This window comes from Aerosakkonema sp. BLCC-F183 (assembly GCF_041929145.1).
GTDB lineage: Bacteria > Cyanobacteriota > Cyanobacteriia > Cyanobacteriales > Aerosakkonemataceae > Aerosakkonema.
Map to the genome: position 1 here is coordinate 207,505 of NZ_JBHFNU010000040.1, position 21,364 is coordinate 228,868.

Annotated in this window: 14 protein-coding genes; 7 read left to right on the forward strand and 7 right to left on the reverse strand. The window is 47.8% G+C overall.

From position 1 onward, the window contains the following. Nucleotides 1-415: 415 nt before the first annotated feature. On the forward strand, nt 416-1,711 hold the full coding sequence (locus ACE1CD_RS10385) for a HetZ-related protein (protein ID WP_374823750.1): 1,296 nt from the start codon (nt 416-418) through the stop codon (nt 1,709-1,711). 161 nt (nt 1,712-1,872) lie between these two features. Here ACE1CD_RS10385 and ACE1CD_RS10390 read toward each other — a convergent pair whose 3' ends face one another. After that, entirely contained in the window at nt 1,873-2,739 is an 867-nt protein-coding gene (locus ACE1CD_RS10390; protein WP_374796536.1) for a fructosamine kinase family protein, read from the reverse strand. A gap of 156 nt (nt 2,740-2,895) precedes the next feature. Beyond that, complete coding sequence (locus ACE1CD_RS10395; RefSeq protein WP_374796534.1) at nt 2,896-4,209, reverse strand: M16 family metallopeptidase; 1,314 nt, start codon at nt 4,207-4,209, stop codon at nt 2,896-2,898. 193 nt (nt 4,210-4,402) lie between these two features. Between ACE1CD_RS10395 and crtD the strand changes: the two genes are divergently transcribed. Together crtD and ACE1CD_RS10405 are read left to right on the forward strand one after the other, a co-directional pair. Beyond that, nucleotides 4,403-5,950: a C-3',4' desaturase CrtD gene (crtD, locus tag ACE1CD_RS10400; RefSeq protein WP_374823727.1), complete on the forward strand. Its 1,548-nt coding sequence runs from the start codon at nt 4,403-4,405 to the stop codon at nt 5,948-5,950. A gap of 72 nt (nt 5,951-6,022) precedes the next feature. Then, nucleotides 6,023-8,365 (forward strand): tetratricopeptide repeat protein, encoded by a 2,343-nt coding sequence (locus tag ACE1CD_RS10405; protein WP_374823730.1) that lies wholly within the window; start codon nt 6,023-6,025, stop codon nt 8,363-8,365. Here the strand turns inward: ACE1CD_RS10405 and ACE1CD_RS10410 are convergent. Together ACE1CD_RS10410 and hslO are read right to left on the reverse strand one after the other, a co-directional pair. Beyond that, nucleotides 8,352-10,541, reverse strand: a complete 2,190-nt coding sequence (locus ACE1CD_RS10410) for a hypothetical protein (protein WP_374823733.1) — start codon at nt 10,539-10,541, stop codon at nt 8,352-8,354. The two genes, ACE1CD_RS10405 and ACE1CD_RS10410, sit on opposite strands and share 14 nt — an antisense overlap. A 249-nt stretch (nt 10,542-10,790) precedes the next feature. After that, a complete protein-coding gene (gene hslO / locus ACE1CD_RS10415) occupies nt 10,791-11,687 on the reverse strand; it encodes an Hsp33 family molecular chaperone HslO (protein ID WP_374796526.1) in 897 nt (298 codons plus the stop codon). 181 nt (nt 11,688-11,868) lie between these two features. On the opposite strand from hslO, the gene ACE1CD_RS10420 reads away from it, so the two are divergent. Beyond that, a complete protein-coding gene (locus ACE1CD_RS10420) occupies nt 11,869-12,258 on the forward strand; it encodes a hypothetical protein (RefSeq protein ID WP_374796524.1) in 390 nt (129 codons plus the stop codon). A gap of 228 nt (nt 12,259-12,486) precedes the next feature. Here ACE1CD_RS10420 and ACE1CD_RS10425 read toward each other — a convergent pair whose 3' ends face one another. The 3 genes from ACE1CD_RS10425 to hisD all read right to left on the reverse strand — a co-directional run bounded on the left by ACE1CD_RS10425 (nt 12,487) and on the right by hisD (nt 15,642). After that, a complete protein-coding gene (locus ACE1CD_RS10425) occupies nt 12,487-13,377 on the reverse strand; it encodes a DUF928 domain-containing protein (RefSeq protein ID WP_374823736.1) in 891 nt (296 codons plus the stop codon). A gap of 184 nt (nt 13,378-13,561) precedes the next feature. Continuing rightward, the gene (locus ACE1CD_RS10430; protein WP_374796520.1) at nt 13,562-13,987 is read right to left on the reverse strand and encodes a universal stress protein; all 426 of its coding nucleotides are present in this window, start codon (nt 13,985-13,987) and stop codon (nt 13,562-13,564) included. Between the two features lie 263 nt (nt 13,988-14,250). Then, entirely contained in the window at nt 14,251-15,642 is a 1,392-nt protein-coding gene (hisD, locus tag ACE1CD_RS10435; protein ID WP_374796518.1) for a histidinol dehydrogenase, read from the reverse strand. A 215-nt stretch (nt 15,643-15,857) separates the two neighbouring features. Between hisD and rpsT the strand changes: the two genes are divergently transcribed. The 3 genes from rpsT to ACE1CD_RS10450 all read left to right on the forward strand — a co-directional run bounded on the left by rpsT (nt 15,858) and on the right by ACE1CD_RS10450 (nt 21,271). Further along, nucleotides 15,858-16,163 (forward strand): 30S ribosomal protein S20, encoded by a 306-nt coding sequence (rpsT, locus tag ACE1CD_RS10440; protein ID WP_374796516.1) that lies wholly within the window; start codon nt 15,858-15,860, stop codon nt 16,161-16,163. Between the two features lie 167 nt (nt 16,164-16,330). Beyond that, a complete protein-coding gene (locus tag ACE1CD_RS10445) occupies nt 16,331-17,155 on the forward strand; it encodes a TatD family hydrolase (RefSeq protein WP_374823738.1) in 825 nt (274 codons plus the stop codon). Between the two features lie 684 nt (nt 17,156-17,839). Continuing rightward, the gene (locus tag ACE1CD_RS10450) at nt 17,840-21,271 is read left to right on the forward strand and encodes a DNA-directed RNA polymerase subunit beta (RefSeq protein WP_374796514.1); all 3,432 of its coding nucleotides are present in this window, start codon (nt 17,840-17,842) and stop codon (nt 21,269-21,271) included. Nucleotides 21,272-21,364: the final 93 nt, after the last annotated feature.

A 21,364-nucleotide genomic window follows, 5' to 3' on the forward strand; every position in this document is an offset into this window, starting at 1 on the left:
ACTCCTCTAATTAAGCTTTTCGGGAAATACACTCCCCATCAGGAGCATTCGCTCTGGTTGTTACAAATTGTTTCTGCCACTCTGTAATGATATTGAGCGGATTATCGCAATCTTTCAACAACCACAGATTTTATTCCATTGAAATACCACTCATGGATAGCCAATTGATTTCATCAATAGCTTTCCGCTGAGAACAAGGTTCCGTACAGTCTCTCGCAAAAAGACAGCAAATAAAATTTTTCTGGCGTAAAGGAAACCTTTCTTGGCAATCCGAGTTTATCACACACACTACATATGGAACCTTCCTTATGAAACGTTCACATTATCAACATCTAAAACACACAATCGGGTGATGACACCTACAAAAAGTTTATTTTCTGTCGATGTAATTCATAAACGCAGTCGGGGTAATACAATGACTTTAACAACCGTCAACGATCTCAATCCAACTTCTACCAGCAACCTTGAGTCTCCGGAACATTTAGGAGAAAATTTCGACACTCAGGCTTTAGTCCAGCTATTGCTTGAGGAACTGTCGGCGTCAGTCGGATCGCAAGGAAGACAAGTTAAGGGTGTCGCAACTCGAATGGCGCTGGAAGTAGAACGAGTTTGCCAAAAGAGTTCCCGCATCCAAACTTCGGGTCAAATCCACTCTTGGCAGCTCGCTCTGGCACGCCATCGCTTGCAAAAGTGCCTGTCCTATTACCGCTTGGGGTCCAGACAAGGCCGGGTTGAACTCCACAGCAATCTCAGTGCAATGGTTTATCGATACATTGCACCGCCGCAATCTCAATTGGGCTTTTATGGGCGCACTAACCTGATTGAAGACTTTTTGCAAGAGTTTTACGCCGAGTCTCTCAAAGCTTTCCGGCGGGAAAACGATCTGGCTAGTGACCACACACCTCGCACCCAGTTGGAATTGGCCGAGTATATGGCGTTCACCGAACATTATGCCAAGCGCCGCATCAGCCTGCCAAAGGGTAACACCCAGCAGCTGATAGTTCTGCGTGCCCAAGCGTTTGTCAGACGCCAACCAGCCGAAACTCCTCTGGATATAGAGCAGGCTGTGGAAATGCCGAAAGGAGAGCAAGAGCAAACGAGCATTCAGTCATCGCTGATGCAACAGCTGCGATCGCAAATTATTGCCGATACCATCGACCCATCTGAAGAAGTATTGCGCGATCGCGTCATCGCCGAACTGCTACAATACCTCGAATCCCAAGGTCAATCAGACTGCTTGGATTACCTAGTCTTAAAACTGCAAGACTTGGCAGCCCCAGATATTGATACCATCCTGGGTCTGACACCTCGGCAACGCGATTACCTGCAACAGCGCTTTAAATACCATGTGGAAAAGTTTGCTCGCGTATCTCACTGGAAACTGGTACACCAGTGGTTAGGAGCAGACATCGACCAAAAACTGGGAATGTCTTCTCAACAGTGGGAAACATTCTTTGTTCAACTTTCCCCACAACAACAGCAGATATTGCACCTCAAACAGAACCACAAACTGGACGAGGAAATCGCCAAAACCCTCAAAATCACACTCAAACAGGTGCAAAAGCACTGGATGAATATGTTAGAGCTCGCCTGGAAGGTTCGCAACACCGAAACCCAGAAACCAAAAGCTCTTAGCAGTAGGGAAGCTTCTTCAGTAGCTGTAGCATCTTGTCCCTTACCTCTTGCTATGAAGAGTAAGCGAGTTGCTTAACTAGGGATTAGGGGTTAGGGATTAGGGGCTAGGGGGAGCGGGGGAGCAGGGGAGTGGGGGAGCGGGGGAGCGGAAGAATTAATATTTTCGCTTTCCCTTTTCCCTCCTCCCTCTTTTTCCCGACGCCCTAGCCCTAATCCCTAGCCCCTAACCCCTAACCCCTAACCCGTGAGAATTTCCTCGATCGTTCGATTTGCCTGCGATCCGTAACTGCCGCCAAACAAATTAAAGTGATTGAGGATGTGGTATAAGTTGTAGAGCGTTTTGCGCTGTTCGTAGCCCGCATCTAAAGGCCAAGCTTCGTTATAACCGCGATAAAACGCTGCTGGAAAACCGCCAAACAATTCCGTCATGGCGATATCCACTTCGCGATCGCCATAATAAGGTGCAGGATCGAGAATCACCGGCTCCCCCGCTACGGTAACAGCAGCATTACCCGACCATAAATCCCCATGTACCAAGGATGGTTGAGGCTGATAACTTCCTAACAGTTCCGGTATTGCTTTAAGCAAACTTTCTCCCTGACTGAACTGCCCACCCCGTCGAGACGCCAATTTTAGTTGATAGCCAATCCGGTGTTCGGCAAAAAACTGTGCCCAATCAGAAGTCCAAGTATTAATCTGCGGAGTTGAACCGATCGTATTATTCCGATCCCAGCCAAAAGCTTTCCTAGTAGTTTTGTGCATTCCCGCCAGCTGACGCCCCATCTCCTCCCAAGCACTCGCCTTAGCACTACGACCCAAATCGAGCCATTCCATAACTATGTAAGCTTTATCATCCGCAATTCCATAGCAAATTGGCTTAGGAATGCGGATAGTTTGGGTTTCCCACATTTGTTGGAGCCCCAGCGCCTCTGCCTGGAACATATCGACTTGGGAGGCTTGGTTGAGCTTGATAAAATAGGTACTATCGCCATCTGAGATCGCGTAACCTTGATTTATACAGCCTCCCCCAACCGATCGCCTCTGCTGAGTGTGAAATTCTTCGCCAGTTAGCTCGGTAATATGAGCATCAATTTTCGTCCACATGGGAGAGATTTTAACGCAAAGGAACGCAGATGCGAGTACAGAAATACCCAAACAGACGCATTTCTTTCAATTACCTTTCAACCCTTTGCTCGATTAACTACCTCCTCTGCGTTCCTCTGCGTAAACCTTTGCGTTCCTCTGCGTTAAAAAAAAACTCTACTTCTGAGCTGGCGATATCGTCACAACACCATAAGCATCAGGAGACAAGAACCGCTCAGCCGCCAGTTGAAGATCCACTTCATCCAAAGCTTGAATGCGAGCGGGGTAGTTCAAAGCGGGAGCTAAATCTCCTACCATTGATTGATAGTAACCGTACATTCCTGCGCGATCGCTTGGCGTCTCGTTCGCAAACACAAATCGATTTGCCACTTGGGTGCGGACGCGGCCAATTTCTGCGGCTGTAACAGGTTCTGTTTGAAGGCTGCGGATGTGTTGAACGATCGCAGCTTCTACTTCCGCGAGATTTTCCGTTGGCAACTGGGCGGAAATTTGGAAAATACCCTGTAAATGATGGCTGACATTACTGGCAGAAATATGGGTAACTAAGCGTCGATTCTCCCGCAAATCCCTCACCAGTCGCGATGTCCGCCCTTGTCCTAAAATTGCCGCCAGTACATCCAGCCCATAGGTTTGGTGTAATTGAGTCAACCCAGGTACTCGCCAAAGCATCATTAGGCGTGCTTGCTGCAAGCTTTCATCTGTATATTCTCGGCGCACAATTTCTTGATAAGGCAGTTCTGGTTCAAATGCCAAATCTTCTATAGAGCGATCGATCTGCTCAGAGCGAATAGAATTTAGGTATGACCTGCCCCTACTCCTAACAAATCCATCCGTCACAATATCAATTAATTCCTTAGCTGGGAGATTACCCACCGCTACAGCAGTTATCGACTTGGGTTGATACCAACTAGCATGAAAATCGCGCATTTGCTGAGGAGTAAGCTGCTCAATTACCGATGTTGGGCCCAAAACTGGGCGATAGTAAGGCAGTCGCTCAAACGCCGTTTCCATAGACCGCTGATAAATACGGCGGCGGGGGTTATCTTCCGATCGACGAATTTCTTCTAAAACTACCAACCGCTCCCTTTCAAAGGCCTCGTCCGGAATGCTGGGGTTAACCACCACATCTATCTGCAATGGTGCTAAAGCAGCAAAATCTTTAGGAGCGGCTGTAGTGTAAAAGTGAGTGTAATCTTGACTGGTGGCGGCATTCGTGACAGCACCCCGCTCCTCAACCAGACGCTCAAACTCACCGCTTGCCAGCCTTTCGGTTCCTTTAAACACCATATGCTCTAAGAAATGAGCCATACCGTTAATTCGATCCGATTCAATCGCTGAGCCGACGCTCACCCACAAGCTTAGATTCACGGCTTCCACCGGCATCTGTTCCGCCACAATTGTTAACCCGTTAGGCAGTCGGCAAATCGTGGGGGCGTTTAGCGGTATAGATTTGAGCAGGGTTGATGTCATGAGTTGTTACAGTTGTCGTCGCTGTTACTGTTACTTCTTTTATGTTAAACGTTACGGTTCTTAATCAGATCTGGTAATTACACGTAAAGCATTAACCTTATGCAGAGTTGACTATTTCTTTTTTCAGATATTGCCGTCGTCGATACAAGTGCCATACGATCGGATTTGTTACAAATTGTTAAGTTTTACGTTCATGGCAAAATCTTCCCAAGCGATCGTCATTGGCGCTGGTATTGGCGGTCTTACAGCAGCAGCTTTACTCGCTCATCGCGGCTATCGGGTGTTAGTTTTGGAGCAAGCGATCGTACCCGGAGGATGCGCCTCCAGCTTTAAAAGAAAAGGATTTACCTTCGATGTCGGCGCTACTCAAGTTGCGGGACTCGAACCGGGTGGGATTCACCATCGCATATTCTCGGAATTAGAAATCGATCCGCCAGCGGCGACACCCTGCGATCCAGCTTGTGCGGTTTATTTACCGGGTGAAACAGAACCCATTAATGTCTGGCGCAATCCGCAAAAGTGGCAGGCAGAACGGCAGCGACAATTTCCCGGTAGCGAACCTTTTTGGCAGTTAATGGCAAATTTGTTCCGTTACAGTTGGGCTTTTCAATCTCGCGACCCGGTACTGCCACCCCGTAATTTATGGGATTTGTGGCAATTGACAAAAGCCGTCCGTCCCGATACTTTGCTTACCCTTCCTTACACATTTTTAACAGTGGGGGATGCTTTGCGCGGATATGGGTTGGATGACAATTTGCGTCTGAAAACATTTCTGGATTTGCAACTGAAACTCTACTCTCAGGTAGATGCAGAAGAAACCGCTTTGCTTTACGCTGCTACTGCATTGGGTGTTTCTCAAGAACCGCAGGGATTGTATCATCTTCAAGGTAGTATGCAGGTGTTGAGCGATCGTCTCGTGGAAGCGCTAAAGCGAGATGGTGGTAAACTGCTCGTGCGTCACAGTGTCGATCGTATATTTGTGGAAAATGGAAAGGCAATCGGCGTTCGCATTCGCGATCTGAAAACCAACGAGGTCTGGACTGAAACAGCCGATCGCATTGTGGCAAATGTAACAGTACAAAATCTTGTCGATCTGTTAGATGAGAAACAAACAGAAAATCTTGCCATCCAAAATCCCAAATCCCAAATCCCAAATCGAATGCGCGGTTACAAACACAGGGTCGAGAAGTTACCGCCATCGTCGGGTGCTTTTGTTATTTATCTGGGTGTAGAGGAATCTGCAATTCCTGCTGGATGTCCGCCGCATCTGCAATTTCTTTACGATTATGAAGGGCCTATCGGTGAAAACAATTCTTTGTTTGTTTCGGTCAGTCATCCGGGAGACGGTCGCGCACCACAAGGAAAAGCAACGATTACCGCTTCTTCTTTTACCGATGTGAGACAGTGGTGGAACTCTCATAATAATTATGAAGATTTGAAACGAAAATATACTGAGGAAGCGATCGCTCGTCTTTCCCAATATTTCCACCTGACACCGGAAACTATCATTCATGTGGAAGCTGCGACACCGCGCACTTTTGCTCGCTTTACGGCACGCGATCGAGGTATCGTTGGCGGTGTAGGTCAGAGAATACCAACTTTTGGCCCGTTTGGATTTGCCAATCGCACGCCTATCCAGAATCTTTGGTTGGTCGGCGATTCCACTCATCCAGGTGAAGGAACTGCTGGAGTATCTTATTCTGCTTTAACTGTAGTGCGGCAAATCGAAGCTAGGGGCTAGAAAGTCAAAAGTCAAAAGTCAAAAGTCAAAATTTCCACTCCCCCACTCTCTCCATAGCCCCTAAAGGCAAAAATGTCCAATTTAACTACTCTGCATCAAGAGGCTCTAGCTTGGCACAACCAGAAATGTTTTGTCCAAGCGGAACAAAAATATAAAGAGGCTTTGCAGTCGCATCCAAATAATCCAGATATTTGGAGCGATTTATCTGTCTTATATTATCAAATGGATAGATATCAAGAAGGATTAGAGGCGATCGATCGCGCCTTAAACCTTGGCTCACCCAAACAAATTTACTATTATAGACTTGGTTTACTGCTAGAAAAAACAGGTGAAATCTCCCGTTCGATCCGCGCTTATCAACAGTCGATCGTCCTCGATAATAATTGGATTGACTCTTATGTAAACTTAGGACGGATATTATTTGAACAAGGCAACCTTTCCAAAGCTGAATCAGTTTTGATGCAGGCGATCGCTCGCCAAGTAAATCGTGCAGATATTTACTATTATTTAGGCAAAGTTTTAATAGCACGCCGTCAAGTAGAGTCAGGGATAGCTGCTTATAAAAAAGCCCTAAGTATCCAAAATGATGATTTTAATATTTTGTCCGATTTGGGAACGGCATTGCAGAGTCAAGCTCGGCCAGAACCAATCGGGTTACTTTACCTCGGCCATGCGTTCTATTACCAAAATAATTATGCCCAAGCAGTTAAATATTACGAAGATTTTTTAGCTATTTCTCAAGAAAATCCTATAAATGCAGAGCTTATCCTTGAAGCATACTTTAACTTAATTACCAGTCTTTATCGCTTAGAACAGGATGAAGAGGCAATTAAAGCCTATCGCGAAGCAATAGAAAATTATCCAAATGTAGATAGATTGCAAGCCCAGCTATTTGAATTTTTACATTTAGATGGCCGAGCAAAAGAAGCTGTAAAAATCGCAAATTTACAACCGAAATTACTGAAAAATCATTTAGATTTACTACGGCAAAATTCATTAATACTTCCTGTTGTTTATGAAAGCGAAGAAGAAATAGATTATTACCGCGATCGCTTTACACAAGGATTAGAAGAACTAATTGAACAAACCTCTTTAACAACTCTCGAAACTATAAAAAATGCTTTAATGTCTGTGGGAGCGCACACAAACTTTTATTTAGCCTATCAAGGTAAGAATGACTTAGAACTACAAACTCGTTATGGACAATATTTTCATCAAATTATGGCAGCAAATTATCCTGAATTTATCAAGGATATACCAATGCCTAAACTGAGCGAAGATGGCAAGATTCATATCGGGTATATTTCTAACTATTTCTATAGTTATCATACAGTGCCTCATTTATTTCTCGGTTGGCTGCGTCATTGCGATCGCCACAAATTTAATGTGTCTTGCTATCAGCTAGGTAATCCTTCCGACATAGGAATAGTTAAGTTTTTAGAACAGTATAGCAATAATTTTGATCGCCTAGCACACGACCAAAGCTTAGACATAGATTATATCAGAAAAACAGCCGAAAAAATTATTAGCGATCGCCTTCATGTACTGGTTTTTCTAGACATAGGTATGCACCCGTACATGAACGTATTTGGGAGCTTAAGATTAGCCCCGATTCAATGCAGTACATGGGCGCATCCTGTGACTACTGGGTTACCGACAATAGATTACTTCTTATCGAGCGATTTAATGGAACCATATGATGCTGAAAACCATTACTCAGAAAAATTAATCCGCTTACCTAATATTGGGATATCCTACCCCAAAACAGCAATTCCCAAAGTAACAAAAACGCGGAAAGATTATCAACTGCGAGAGAATGCGCTCGTTTATTTATGCTGTCAGTCACTTTATAAATATCTACCACAGTATGACTATATATTTGCTGAAATTAGCAAACGTATTCCCCAAGCTCAATTTGCTTTTATATCTAACAAAAGCAGTCATGTTACCAAGCTGTTTCGTCAGCGACTGCAACGTGCTTTCGAGCGCGTTGGATTGAACAGCGAGGATTATTGTAAAATATTGCCCCAGCAATATCAAATTGACTATTGGAACCTTAATTTGATTTCCGATATATTTTTAGATACTCTCAGTTGGTCTGGAGGTAGAACAACCTTAGAAGCGATTACCTGTAATTTACCTATTGTCACCTGTCCGGGTGAGTTTATGCGCGGTCGCCATTCCTATGCAATTTTGAAAATGCTAGGAGTGACAGAAACAATTGCTAAAGATGAAACTGAATATATCGAAATTGCTGTGAGATTGGGTTTGGATCGATCGTGGCGAGAAAGTATAGTCAAAAAAATGAACCAGCGCCACCCTTATCTTTACAATGACAAGACTTGTGTAGCAGCGCTGGAGGAATTTTATCAGCAGGTAGTCCGAGAAAAATATCAAGTTTCTAAGGAACAGTAGTAGGTGCAGGAGTTGACTGTTCCGAAGGAGCAAACTCTGGAGGTGGAGTACTTTGCTGTGTCTGCTCTACTGGTGGTGGAGCAACAGGTTCCGGACTGGGTGCAATAGGTTCTGGACTGGGTAAAGCTGGAGGATTGAGAATATTTTGCCAGACATCGATCTGCGCCCTCGCTTCTCCATAGGCACTCGTACCGGAAGGTATAGTTTTAGCAATTGCGATCGCACCTTGCAAATCGTAAGTTGCCCGGTCTTGCGCCTGACTCAGCATTTGATAGCTCCACTGATTTATAGCTTCTTCAGCTTCCGATCGCAACGGGCTAGAGTTGGGTACTTGCTTTGCCAATCGAATCGCCGACGCCAAAGCATCTGGAGTTGCTTGAGTTGCGACGCTGCGTGCTTGTTGCAAATTTTGTTGAGCTTGGATTTGTGCTTGCCAATCCTTTGTAGCCGCTTGCGCCTCGCCGGATAACGCCCTTCCCGATTTAATTTGTTGGGCAATAGCAATAGCATCAACAAGATTGCCCCCACGTGCCAACTGCCGAGCTTGATCCAGATAAGGCTGGTCTTGAATGCGCTGAATCTGACCCGTCCATTGCTTAACCTTATCTTGAGCTTCCCGATAAAGAGCCCGACCGACAGCAATTTGACTTGCCTCATCAATTGCCGCTTGCAGAGAAGTTTCATCGCCCAAACTCGCCATTTGTTCGGCGCGACTTAGATAAGGACGATCTTCCATCGTCTGAATTTGAGATGTCCAGCGAGAGATTTCCGTTTTTGCTTCGTCACCGCGAGGATGACTGGCGGGGATGAGTTGCGCCTCTTTAATTGCGGATTTTAGGTCGCTAGCAGTACCCAGTTGAGCCAGTTGGCGTGCTTTTTCCAGATGAGCGATGTCTTCGAGTTCTCGCTGCCAGCGAATAATCAAATCCTGGCCCTTACTATACAGAGGTCGGTCAGGAGTAAGCTTTTTCACAAGCGCGATCGCCTCTGACAAACTAGCAGCCGTGCCTTGTTGTGCCACAGATTGGGCTCTAGCCAGATCGATAAAATCTTGTACCTGGGCCTGCATATTGGCACGACCGGGAATCTGACGGGCGATCGCAATCGCTTCATCCACATTCCGCGACTCCAATTGCGCCTCTGCCAGCTCCATCATTTTGCCGCCAAATTCCACAATAGCCGCTTGAGCTTCCTTATATAGGTAACTCTTGGCGTCGATTGACTGCACTAGCTCGATCGCCTTAAGCAGATTCTTCAATCCGCCGCGTCTTGCTTGATTTTGCGCCTTACCCAACGTCTCACCATCATCCCGCGCTGACGCGATCAGCTGGTTCAGTTCCTCATACTTAGTCGTTTCCCAATAAGTATTACCTATGTAGAGCAAACGTACAGCTTCCCGAAAAGCTTGAGACCAGTTTTGCTTACGCAGTTCATCTTCCGCGTCCTTATAAACTTTCTCTGCCCTAGACCAAAGAGATTTCCAACTTTTAATCCGATCTTCCACCAATTTGTAGGCAGGTACATCAGCCGGAATTTTTCTAGCGATGGCGATCGCCTCATCCAGCTTACCTGCATCAAACGATTTTTCCGCCAGATCCAAAATGTCTTTTGACCAGTCTTCGATTTCTGCGTTGACTTCCTCGCGCATCGGGTGATCCGGCGGCAGACTTTGGACAAGCGCGATCGCTTCCAGCAAATCTTTCACCGTCTGCTTCTTAGCCGCTAACTGAGCGCAATACAGGCGCATCGATGCCGAGGCAGTTGGCCAGTACATCGACGGACAGTTCGGCACAGTTGGCAGCTTCAGCAATAAGGCCACTGCCGTAAATCCTACTCCACCCGCCGTCACCGTTGCCAAACCTGCCCAAAACTGCCAATGGCTCGACCAGTGTCGCAACTTTTGCGAAACTTCGGCCTCAACAGGTGCTGATTTTCCTGGCTCCACTTTTTCTAACAGCTCCCCATCAGCGCGTTCCGATCCAGAAGATTGTGTTTTCGGCATCATAGTAGTTTCTGCGGATACTGGAGCAGCGACAGTCGGCGGCACAACAGCCCTTCCAGGAATCAGCGGCGGAATGCGGAATCGGTTGCGTTCGCGTAGCGGCGCAGATGCGTTATCCTTCTGTTCTGAACCTCTGGTGCCAGACTGTCGGTCTGAACTTCCCCGTTCTCTCATAGCTCACACCAAATCGATCGTGCATTGGCCAAGGCTTGGCTGGTTCGGCTCGAACATCAATTTAAGAGCGATCCTACCCCTCTAATCCCAAAAAAGCTAGATCTTGTGGATTATATCCTTAGTTGGCCTATGCCTGTAATACTCCACCTTAACTTAGAGGGCTGATATTCGTAATTAGTTAGAGAGCGATTTCAAATGGAGACTCAAATTCAATTTCAATCTCAAATCTCAAATTGCCCATACCTTTTTTCAAGATTGAGCCCGTAAATCTACAATCAGTTGCGCGAGTTCATCGCTACTGGCTTGGTAGACCTCACCACAGAAGTGACAAGTCGCCTCAGCACCATTATCTTTCTCGATCATGTCCTGGAGTTCTGCTTCCCCCAGCATTTTTAAAGCACCCATAACGCGGCTTCTAGAACAACCGCAGTGAAAGCGCAGCAACTGTATTTCTGGTAGCAGCACCAGTCCCATATCTCCCAGTAGCTGCTCAAAAATGTCCGGCAGTGTCTTGCCTGCCTGCAACAAAGGTGTAAACCCGGATAGAGCGCCAACACGAGACTCCAAAGTTTCCACCAGCGCTTCATCTCTTGCTGCTTTGGGTAAAACTTGGACTAAAATACCCCCAGCCGCTTTGACTTCGCCAGCTTCTAGAAATACACCGACAACTAGAGCCGAGGGAGTTTGTTCTGAAGTTACTAGGTAATTGGCTATATCATCGCCAATTTCACCTGAAACCAACTCGACAGTACTGGAATAGGGATAGCCGTATCCTACATCTCGGACAACATAGAGATAACCATCATGACCCACAGCTCCACCAACATCGAGTTTGCCCTTGGCATTTGGTGGCAGCTCAATTGAGGGATTATCCACATAGCCGCGCACGGTTCCATCCAAACCTGCATCCACAAGAATACCACCCAGAGGGCCGTTACCTTTGACCCGGATATTTACTCTTGATTCGGCTCGCTTCATATTGGAGACTAGCAACAGCCCTGCTGTCATCGTGCGGCCTAATGCCGCCGTTGCCACGTAGGAAAGCTTGTGCCGCCGTTTGGCTTCTTCTGTGAGGCGCGTTGAAATCGCACCAACTGCACGAATTCCACCATCGGCTGCGGTAGCGCGGATTAACTGATCGGCCATGAAAAATCCTTACATTTCTTCACATATCCTATTTTAAGTTGGCGATCGAGCAGCTGGCCATCCACAGGCATTTGGTCAGAAACTGTCAAGTTTTGCCATACTTTAAATATTGCGGCCTCAAATGCGGGGTAACTATAAGTAGCGCCCCTCAAAGCCAAACTCGCTACAGGCAATTTTAAAGATGCTGGGTACATTTCAAAAAAGCAATCTGCGAATCGAGATAGAAGCTGAAGAAACAGCCATCCGGGATAGTCTACTGCAACCGAGCCAGCTGCAACAATGGCTGTGGCCTCTCAACTTATCCTCTGGATTACCGGAACAGTTCTCCCGTGGCCTGACATTCACCAGCCAAATCGGCCCGGTAGCTATTCAACACCGAGTTGATGTGGCAGAATCCAACTGTCTGCGTTTTTTATTAAGTCAGGGTATTGACGGTTTTCACGAATGGTGCTGGGGAGATGGTTGGGTGCAGTCTCGTCTAGAAGGGGTGTCTCTGCTGCCCCTAAGTTTGGGCCAAACTCTGAGTTTGCTCCAGCTTAAACAATTTTTACAAGCCAAACAAAGCACCTAGCTAATTCTTGACAATTAGCAGGCGATCGGCACTATCTTTACGATTGTTGTCAGACTTGCTCCACCACTCCATCTAAACCAACTTGTTTGAGAAACGAGTAAAAATCCTCCACAATCGAGGCATCTTCAGGTTTAGACACTCACTTCTTGACAGAAAATAACCATAATCCTATTGTTTTAGGTGCAAACCAGAAAATTTCTGGAGGGAGATTTTCCGAGCGCAAAATGACTACCTTTGTCGATTTTGCCGCTGTTTTGCTACCACTTCATTCAACCCGACTTGCTCTAAAAGCGAGTAAAAATCGTTAGAAATCAACCGATCTTGCGGCTTAGTTTCAGATGCGCTGGAAAGCTCTTTTAAGGCATCGTACCAGAATCCTTGCTGAGCGTAGATTCTAGCGCGATCGCGTTCCGAGCGGGCAGATTTTAACTGCCTGTTCAGTTCCTCTGGAGGAGCGATGCGCCTGATAGCAGCTTGAAGAATAACTTTCTTACCAGCTAATCCATCGCAGGCAACTGACACCGACCAAAGGTAGTCTTGCCCTACAGCTAATTCCGGTAGGTTTTTAGGAATTTCTGTTTGAATTATGCCTGCTTTAGGTATTTGCAGATCATCCTTAAATATTGGCTCATTTGTCCCTACTTTCGTTAAGGTAAACTCCACCGATGTGGTGTCACGCATATACCAAAAAAACGTAGGACGGCCCGAAATAGTTTCTCCGGCGTGATTCTGGGGAACTAGGAGTACAGGTACCCTTTGGGAACACGCTCTGGGAAGAGACTGCACTCGGACTGGGGGAGCAGGGGCAGGACCACGTATATCACTTCCCCGCAACTGAATCACCGAATCATCACCTGACTCCAAAATAGCTGGCTGCTCGTAATTACGAGCTCCACCTGCCGCAGTTTGCGAAGGAGCGCTTCGATTGGGGGGCTTGTAATTAATGCCTGTGCCACCTTGTGAAGGAAGTTGGGCTAATACGGCAGCGTTTAAACTTAGTCCCATTGATAAGTGGTTCCACGTTCGATCGGTCGGGGTATTGCTCCCAGCAATCAACTGGCCCAAAACGATTGATATCGCACCTGTTAGCACAGTCGCCTGTTGACGGCAAATCAGCATAATCTTCGCTCTTTACAGCGTTTTTAAAGGCAGTAGTATAGACTCCCAAATTTTAGATTTAGTTCTAGTTGGGATTTTATTTCTAGGTCGATCGGAGTTTCTTAAGCAAAATTTAACAACTCGGTGGGGTTTGTTCGTTCTGGCACAGCACTGCTCAGCCAGCCGTTATCAAGTCGCTTTGTTGCTATTTTGGCTTAACTACCAACACCGAACAAGGGGCATCCGCTACGACTTGACTGCTGACAGACCCCTGCAAAATCCGCTTTAAGCCAGTTAAGCCTCGATTCCCGATGACAATTAGGTCGGCTCGATAGATATTTGCAAGACGAATGATTTCTTCTGCTGGGTCTCCAGTGACTATTTCCAATTCACTCTGGCAAGGCAGATAACGCTGGTAGGATTGCAGCTGCTTTTCAATGTGTCTGTAGGGCAGTTCCTCGGAATTACTGTGAGGCCGATCGGCTGCCCATTGAACATCAGCATCTGGCGGAGGCATGACATGAGAAAGGACGATTTTTGTCCCTGATTGCAATTGGATGCTGTTTATAGTCTCAATCACTTGCTCCGATAGCTCCGATCCATCAAGTGCCACCAGAATTGTTTCGATCACAGATGAGACCTCCTCACAAGAATTTAAAACTCAGCGATCGGCACCGAGCGTCACTACTGGCTTTAGTTTAGCGATATTCTGACCAAAAAGGGAGACGGCGAGTGGGAGAGCGCGAGGCAAGAGGGATTTGCAACATTACGCTGAAAAAGCTCATTAATTTGGGTTCTAGCCTCTGAATTTATTCGCGAACCATCGAAAAAGACTTTTTCCAGATGCTTCGCATTTCCCTCTCTTTTCGCCCTCTTCCTTTCCAGCTTGGGTGCTTACAATCCCTGGTTTCCACCTTCTCGTCTGGGCATACGGAGTCGCACTGAGTCGGCGTGAGAAGGGAGTCCTTCAGCATTAGCCAGCACATCGATCTGGTTAGCAACCTTTTGAAGCGCGGTTGGCGAGTAACTGATGATTGAGGAGTGCTTCATAAAGGTTTCCACTCCCAGCGCTGAAGCGTAGCGAGCTGCACCGGAAGTCGGTAGGGTATGGTTGGGCCCAGCCAAGTAATCGCCCACTGCTTCGGGGGTCGAGGTACCCATAAATATGGCACCTGCATGGCGAATCAGATCCAACATCGCCCAAGGGTCATCTACTTCCAGTTCCAAGTGTTCGGGTGCGAACTCGTTGGAAAGCTCTGCTGCCTCGGCGATTGAATCCACGACAACGATCGAGCCATAGTGAGCGAGGGCTTTCTCCGTCAGCAGGCGTCGCGGATGGTCTCGCAATTGCCATTCGACTTCTGCCTGTACTTTCTGCGCCAGCACGGCATCAGTCGTCAGCAGAATGGCAGCTGCCATTGGGTCGTGTTCCGCTTGTGCCAGCAAGTCTGCCGCTACGTAGACTGGATTGGCAGTTGTGTCTGCAATCACCAGTACTTCCGATGGCCCTGCTAACGAGTCAATCCCCACTGTGCCGTAGACTAATTTTTTAGCCAGGGTAACGTAAATGTTACCTGGGCCAGTAATTACGTCTACCTTCGGTATAGTTTCGGTTCCGTAGGCCAAAGCAGCGATCGCTTGAGCGCCCCCCACACGGTAGATTTCGGAGATCCCTGCTTCTTGGGCAGCTACCAGCACAGCTGGGTTAATTGGCGCAGGGGAGATGCTTGCAGATGTCGGCGAAAGAGTGGACTTTTTTTCGCTTTCGTCTAGGCCGATGTGCCCAGTAGGCGGCGCGGGCGGCGTCACCATCACAATTCGGGGCACTCCAGCCACTTTAGCTGGGATAGCATTCATCAACACGGTACTGGGATAGGCAGCACGACCTCCAGGAACGTAGATTCCAGCCCGATCTACTGGGTTGTAGCGCTTTCCCAGCACTACCTCATCTTCTTTAAATTGAACCCAGGATTTAGGCACTCTCTGTCGGTGAAACGCTTCTATCTGGGCTCGCGCTAACTGAATTGCATCCAACAACTCTTTGGACACCTGTTGATAAGCGGCATCTAATTCCGAGCCGCTCACCCGCAGTTGTTCTGGAGTCAGGAATTGTCGATCGAATTCTTGGGTATAATGCAAGACTGCCCGGTCACCTTGGCGCTGTACCGCCTGTAGGACTTCCCGAACCGTTGCTTCTTTGTGAACAATCTGGTCAGTGGAAGTGCGATCGCGGATACGCCGCAGTTCCGCCTCTGCCTCAGTCCGCTGAGTAATGATTCGCAGCATGAAGTTAGGAACGCCCTTAGTTAGGAATTACCCGCTTTGAGAAAGGGTTAAAAGGCATTCAGGCGAAAATATGTAGATGCCAACTTAACCCCTACTCGTTTCTCTAGCTTAACGTGGATTTTTATCGGGATCGCTCCCTCGGCAGTATAGATGTTATATTAGTTTTTCCAGGATTTTGAATGTTCATTATTATAGTGTCCCTTCGGTATTGAGCAGTGGCTAACACCAAGTCCGCAATTAAGCGCGTTGAAATAGCAGAACGCAATCGTTTGCGTAATAAAGCTTACGCTTCGGCGGTCAAGACGCTGACCAAGAACTTCTTGGCATCTGTCGAAACCTACGCAGCCAACCCCACCCCTGAATTGCTACAGGAGGTACAGCAGCGTATGTCAGCTGCATACAGCAAAATCGACAAAGCAGTTAAGCGAGGCGTCCTGCACCGCAATAATGGGGCTCGCAAAAAATCTCGTTTGGCACGCACCCTCAAGCGCTACAGCACTAAGGTATCTGCTGCTTCTTAGCTGTTTGTTTTTTGTGGTGAGTCATCAGTCAATAGCATAATATTGCGATGCCTAATGACCGCCGCTTTTATCCCCCATCTGGCCCGACTTTAATTATTGCCGTGCCAGATGCTTCACGCTAGATGCTTCAGCTGTACGACGGGCGGGACGCCCACCCCACAGTGCCCATGCAATTAATTGACACCCACGTCCACATTAATTTGATTGGCTCGTGGGGCGACTCAAAAATGCTGCCGCCCCAAGAAGGTAATTTTGATTCGTGCGAGCGCGAACTGGAGTCTGTGCGCCAGCGATGGTTAGAAGCAGGTGTCATTCGTCTGGTACATTCCTGCGTGGAGCCAGACGAATTTACAACTATTCAAAGCATCGCGCACAAGTTTCCAGAGGTTTACTTTGCTGTGGGTTTGCATCCTCTGGACGCCCATAAATGGATACCTGAGTACGAAGAGAAAATTTTCTCTTTAGCACAGTCCGATCCGAAAGTAGTTGCTATCGGCGAAACCGGATTAGACTTCTATAAGGCAGAAAACCAATCCACACAGGAAACCGTCTTTCTGGCTCATCTCGATCTGGCTAAAAAGCTAGATAAGCCTGTCATAATTCACTGTCGGGATGCAGCGGTACGAATGCGAGACCTATTGGCAGAATTTTGGCAGCGTCGAGGGCCAGTAAGAGGAGTGATGCACTGCTGGGGAGGAGGGCCAGAAGAAACCCAATGGTTTTTAAATTTGGGTTTCTATATCAGCTTTAGTGGTATCATCACCTTTAAAAACGCCACCCAAATTCACGAATCGGCTAGGATAGTACCAGAATCGCGCTTGTTGATTGAGACGGATTGCCCTTTTCTGGCACCAATACCCAAGCGGGGCAAACGCAACGAACCGGCTTACGTGCGATACGTCGCCGAGCATATGGCTCGTCTGCGGAGCGTATCAACAGAAGCGATCGCCCAAACTACAACCGAAAATGCCTGTAAGCTGTTTGGCCTTTAAAAGGGCTTATGCTCGGTGGTTAAATTCCGGACTCCTCATATTTTGCCTATTTTGTCGTGGCAAAAATTACGGGTTCCGGTTAATTTTTGCGTCAATATATTCTGGCTTATGGGGAGCGACAATATTTTAAGCCGCTGAGTCTGCTCTAAGGTAAAGACGTTAGGTATAACGTCTCCAAATGCTATGTCATAATTGGTAGAGGAATATCTGGTATGAAAATAGGAATGAAGCTGAAGAGCAAATGCCATTTTGGCCTACAGTTTGGCCTACAGTGACGCGCCACAAAAGATTTATCTCCCCCAAAGGCGAGAGTAGGTGTTAAGATGGAGAACGCTTAAAATATTGGAGCGTAAACAAAAGATTTTACGAAGATCCGAAAAAGTCCTAAACAGAAGACAGTAGAGAGCGTCTACATGAAATACCTCTACCATATTGCATCGCGGATTGATGAATGAGAATATTCCTGCCCATAGCAAAGCGTTCTGAAAAGAGGAGCGGATTGTACCAAATATCATGTCTGTCGGCTTTGAAGGCGGTAATACTTAAAGCCGCTCCCCAAAGCAGGGATAAATGACATCCCACCCTTAAATATTTATCGACCTGTCCTGGCGATCGATCGTCGGTTTTTTCCAAGATAGCATTTGGAACTTCTTGCCCTCCTACAGTTAAGCAAAAATAATACGCATGACTAACCAGACCTACACCGAACCCACCGTTACCTTACCGGATTTAGTGGAAATTCAGCGGGCTAGTTTCCGCTGGTTCCTAGAAGAAGGACTGATTGAAGAACTCAATAGCTTCTCTCCTATCACCGACTATACTGGCAAGTTGGAATTGCACTTTTTGGGGAAAGACTACAAGCTCAAGCGTCCTAAATACGATGTGGACGAAGCTAAGCGACGGGATAGCACCTACGCGGTGCAGATGTATGTGCCGACGCGGTTGATTAATAAGGAAACTGGCGAAATTAAGGAGCAGGAAGTCTTTATCGGCGATTTGCCGTTGATGACCGATCGTGGTACTTTCATCATCAACGGTGCGGAGCGAGTGATCGTTAACCAAATTGTCCGATCGCCCGGTGTTTATTACAAGTCAGAAACGGATAAAAACGGTCGGCGTACTTATTCTGCTTCGCTCATCCCCAATCGTGGCGCGTGGTTGAAGTTCGAGACGGATAAAAATGACTTGGTGTGGGTGAGGATCGATAAAACTCGCAAACTCTCCGCGCAGGTGCTGTTGAAATCTTTGGGATTGGGGGATAACGAAATTTTTGACGCGCTGCGCCATCCGGAATATTTCCAGAAAACTTTGGAGAAGGAGGGTAATCCCAGTGAAGAAGAGGCGTTGATGGAACTCTATCGCAAGCTGCGTCCGGGAGAACCCCCGACTGTTTCTGGCGGACAGCAGCTGTTGGATAGTCGCTTCTTCGACCCGAAACGCTACGACTTGGGTCGCGTGGGAAGATATAAGTTGAATAAAAAACTGCGCCTCAATGTGGCGGATACCGTGCGGGTACTGACTGCTCAAGATATCCTGGCCAGTATTGATTACTTGATTAATTTGGAATTCGACATCGGCCAAACGGATGATATTGACCACTTGGGTAATAGGAGGGTGCGGAGTGTGGGGGAATTGCTCCAGAACCAAGTGCGGGTGGGGTTGAACCGGTTGGAAAGGATTATTCGGGAACGGATGACTGTTTCCGATGCGGAATCTCTCACTCCTGCTAGTTTAGTCAATCCCAAACCTCTGGTGGCGGCGATTAAGGAATTTTTCGGTTCTTCCCAACTCAGCCAGTTTATGGATCAAACGAATCCTCTGGCGGAACTCACACACAAACGTCGCCTTTCTGCTCTGGGGCCGGGTGGTTTGACGAGGGAGAGGGCGGGTTTTGCGGTGCGGGATATCCATCCTTCGCACTACGGACGTATTTGCCCGATCGAAACTCCAGAAGGGCCGAATGCGGGCTTAATCAGTTCTCTCGCGACTCATGCGCGGGTGAATCAATACGGCTTTCTGGAAACACCCTTCTGGCCGGTGGAAAATGGACGCATCCTGAACGATCGCATCCCTGCCTATATGACTGCGGATGAGGAGGATGATAAGCGCGTTGCGCCTGGGGATATTCCGGTTGATGAGGATGGCAAAATCTTGGGGGAAACTGTGCCGGTGCGCTATCGTCAGGAATTCACTACTACGACGCCCGACCAAGTGGATTTCGTGGCTGTTTCGCCGGTGCAAATCATTTCGGTGGCGACGTCGCTGATTCCATTTCTGGAACACGATGATGCTAACCGGGCTCTGATGGGTTCCAATATGCAGCGGCAGGCGGTGCCTTTGCTGAAGCCGGAACGTCCGTTGGTGGGGACTGGTTTGGAGGCTCAAGCTGCTAGAGATAGCGGTATGGTGATTGTTTCTCGCATTGATGGAGAAGTGATTTACGTAGATGCGACGAGGATGATCGTGCGGGCGGGAGAGCAGGGGGGTGATAATTCTCGCTCTTCCTCCCTATCCCCCACTCCCTATTCCCTCACCCCTACCTCAGAATTTCTCATCCGCGATTATGACGAGTTGCGATCGAAAAATAGCTCTGCTTTCCGGGAAAAATATGGCAACTGCCACGAATACCAACTCCAGAAATATCAGCGATCGAATCAAGACACCTGCCTCAATCAACGCCCTTTGAGCAAGGTAGGCGATCGGGTCAAGGCGGGTCAAGTGATTGCGGATGGCTCTGCTACAGAAGGGGGCGAAATCGCGCTGGGTCACAATATCCTGGTCGCTTATATGCCTTGGGAAGGCTATAACTACGAAGACGCCATCCTGATCAGCGAGCGCCTCGTCATTGATGACATATATACCAGCATCCACATTGAAAAATACGAAATCGAAGCTCGCCAAACCAAACTGGGCCCGGAAGAAATCACGCGCGAAATTCCTAATGTGGGGGAAGATGCGCTGCGCCAACTTGACGAAACGGGCATCATCCGTATTGGTGCGTGGGTAGAATCGGGCGATATTTTGGTGGGGAAGGTTACGCCCAAAGGCGAAAGCGACCAACCTCCAGAAGAAAAACTGCTGCGAGCTATCTTTGGGGAAAAAGCCCGTGATGTGCGGGATAACTCTCTGCGCGTCCCCAACGGAGAAAAGGGGAGAGTCGTGGATGTGCGCGTGTTCACTCGCGAACAAGGTGACGAACTGCCCCCCGGTGCCAATATGGTGGTGCGGGTCTATGTGGCGCAAAAACGTAAAATCCAAGTTGGCGATAAGATGGCGGGACGCCATGGTAACAAGGGGATTATTTCCCGCATCCTCCCACCGGAAGATATGCCCTACCTGCCTGACGGGACACCGGTAGATATTGTCCTCAATCCTCTGGGGGTGCCGAGCCGGATGAATGTGGGTCAAGTGTTCGAGTGTTTGCTTTCCTGGGCGGGAGAAAATATGGGATTCCGGTTCAAGATTACGCCTTTTGACGAACGCTACGGCCAAGAAGCTTCCCGCACGACAGTTCATGGCAAACTCGCTCAAGCGGCGGATGAAACTGGTTACGATTGGCTGTTCAATCCAGATAATCCGGGCAAAATAGTGGTTTATGACGGACGTACTGGGGAGGCGTTCGATCGCCCGATTACGGTGGGTAAGGCGTATATGCTCAAACTCGTCCACTTAGTCGATGACAAAATCCACGCTCGTTCCACCGGTCCTTACTCGCTGGTGACGCAACAACCGCTGGGCGGCAAAGCTCAACAAGGCGGTCAGCGATTTGGAGAGATGGAAGTGTGGGCATTGGAAGCTTTCGGTGCGGCTTATACCTTGCAGGAATTGTTAACTGTGAAGTCGGACGATATGCAGGGACGCAATGAGGCATTGAATGCGATCGTTAAAGGTAAAGCGATTCCCCGTCCCGGTACACCCGAATCTTTCAAGGTCTTGATGAGGGAATTGCAATCTTTGGGATTGGATATTGCGGTTCATAAGGTGGAAACTGCCGCAGATGGTAGTAGCCGGGATGTAGAGGTGGACTTGATGGCCGATGTGGGCACTCGTCGCACACCTACGAAGCCGACTTATGAATCTTTGACTCGCGAAGATTTAGTTGACGAAGAAGACTGAGAATTTGAGATTTTAGATAATGGAATTGGGGTTAAGCAATGAGGAAATTTTGCACGATCGCTCAATAGTCGATCGAATCTCCTCTCATCCAAA

Excerpts from the sequence above, each read along its gene's own strand:
- ACE1CD_RS10385 (WP_374823750.1), top strand. The coding sequence starts at position 416 with ATGACTTTAACAACCGTCAACGATCTCAATCCAACTTCTACCAGCAAC.
- ACE1CD_RS10390 (WP_374796536.1), bottom strand. The coding sequence starts at position 2,739 with ATGTGGACGAAAATTGATGCTCATATTACCGAGCTAACTGGCGAAGAA.
- ACE1CD_RS10395 (WP_374796534.1), bottom strand. The coding sequence starts at position 4,209 with ATGACATCAACCCTGCTCAAATCTATACCGCTAAACGCCCCCACGATT.
- crtD (WP_374823727.1), top strand. The coding sequence starts at position 4,403 with ATGGCAAAATCTTCCCAAGCGATCGTCATTGGCGCTGGTATTGGCGGT.
- ACE1CD_RS10405 (WP_374823730.1), top strand. The coding sequence starts at position 6,023 with ATGTCCAATTTAACTACTCTGCATCAAGAGGCTCTAGCTTGGCACAAC.
- ACE1CD_RS10410 (WP_374823733.1), bottom strand. The coding sequence starts at position 10,541 with ATGAGAGAACGGGGAAGTTCAGACCGACAGTCTGGCACCAGAGGTTCA.
- hslO (WP_374796526.1), bottom strand. The coding sequence starts at position 11,687 with ATGGCCGATCAGTTAATCCGCGCTACCGCAGCCGATGGTGGAATTCGT.
- ACE1CD_RS10420 (WP_374796524.1), top strand. The coding sequence starts at position 11,869 with ATGCTGGGTACATTTCAAAAAAGCAATCTGCGAATCGAGATAGAAGCT.
- ACE1CD_RS10425 (WP_374823736.1), bottom strand. The coding sequence starts at position 13,377 with ATGCTGATTTGCCGTCAACAGGCGACTGTGCTAACAGGTGCGATATCA.
- hisD (WP_374796518.1), bottom strand. The coding sequence starts at position 15,642 with ATGCTGCGAATCATTACTCAGCGGACTGAGGCAGAGGCGGAACTGCGG.
- ACE1CD_RS10445 (WP_374823738.1), top strand. The coding sequence starts at position 16,331 with ATGCAATTAATTGACACCCACGTCCACATTAATTTGATTGGCTCGTGG.
- ACE1CD_RS10450 (WP_374796514.1), top strand. The coding sequence starts at position 17,840 with ATGACTAACCAGACCTACACCGAACCCACCGTTACCTTACCGGATTTA.